This is a genomic window from Glycomyces sp. NPDC021274, assembly GCF_040641195.1.
GTDB lineage: Bacteria > Actinomycetota > Actinomycetes > Mycobacteriales > Micromonosporaceae > Glycomyces.
This window is the reverse complement of sequence record NZ_JBFADC010000072.1, coordinates 1-1331: the sequence shown is the minus strand read 5'-3', so window position 1 is coordinate 1331 and position 1331 is coordinate 1. Positions and strand designations below refer to the sequence as shown.

General features: G+C 72.4%; 1 protein-coding gene. It reads left to right on the top strand.

Annotated elements, in window-relative coordinates; all coding sequences use genetic code 11:
- Nucleotides 1-187 precede the first annotated feature (187 nt).
- Nucleotides 188-1331, top strand: a 1144-nt coding sequence (locus AB0I03_RS26655) for an FAD-dependent oxidoreductase (RefSeq protein WP_360417373.1), incomplete at its 3' end; no start/stop codon positions are given.

The window sequence follows — 1331 nt, the reverse complement described above, 5'->3', positions numbered from 1 at the left end:
GGGGCCGGGGGGGGGGGCTTACGCCCCTGGGTCGGGCCCGGGGGTGGGGGTGGCGGAGGGGGTGGTGGAGGGATCACGTTCGACCATGCCAACAAATGTAGGCCAACGAGCGTTGACACGCGAGTCGCGCGAGTCGTACGCTTGCCAACAAGCGTTGACCAACATGCGTTGGCAGGAGGCGGCAATCATGAATGCCCTCAATCGCAAGCCAGGAGTCACCCGCAGCGACACCGACGGCGGCGCCCGTCCCGACCGGGACGCGGATGTGATCGTCGTCGGCGCCGGCCCGACCGGTCTGCTGCTCGCCGGCGATCTCGCCGAGGCCGGTCTCACCGTCACGCTCCTGGAGCGCCGCGACGGCACCACCAGCAATCTCAGCCGGGCCCTCGCCGTGCACGCCCGTTCACTGGAGCAGTTGGACGCCCGCGGCCTCGCCGACGAACTGATCGCCGGGGGCCACCGGCTCCCCGGTTTCCAGGTATTCGGCAAGGCGATGCTCCCCGCCTCCCGGCTCCCCACCCGCTTCCCCTTCGTCCTGATCACCCCGCAGTACGAGGTCGAGCGGCTGCTGTTGCGGCGCGCCCGGCAGGCCGGCGTCACCTTCCGGCACGGGGCCGAGGTGCTGGGGCTCGACCAGGACGCGGACGGTGTGACGGTGCACTTCCGTACGACAGGGGAGGCGGTCGAGGAGCCGGCCGAGGGCGTCGGGAGCCTCCGCACCGGCTATGTGGTCGGCACCGACGGCGCCCGCAGTGCGGTCCGCGAGGCGGTCGGCCTGCCCTTCCCCGGCAAGGCGGTCATCCGCTCCGTCGTCCTCGCCGACGTCCGGCTGGCCTCGCCCCCCGACTCCCCCTTCATGATCAACGCCGCCCCTGACGCCTTCGCCCTGATCGGCTCGTTCGGCGACGGCTGGTACCGCGTCATCGGGTGGAACCGCCGGGCCCAGGCCGACGACGACGCCCCCGCCGATCTCGACGAGGTCCGCGAGGTCACCCGGCTCGCCTTCGGCACCGACTACGGCATGCAGGACGCCCGCTGGATCTCGCGGTTCCGCAGCGACGAGCGGCAGGCGCCCGCCTACCGCGTCGGCCGGGTCTTCCTCGCCGGGGACGCCGCGCACATCCACTCCCCGGCCGGCGGCCAAGGGATGAACGTGGGCCTCCAGGACGCGGCCAACCTCAGCTGGAAGTTGGCGGCGGTGGTGAAGGGCCACTCCCCCGACCACCTGCTGGACAGTTATCAGGACGAGCGCCATCCGGTCGGCACGGCGGTGCTGCGCAGCAGCGGCGCGATCATCAGGCTCGCGCTGGTGCACTCCACACCGGGCCGGG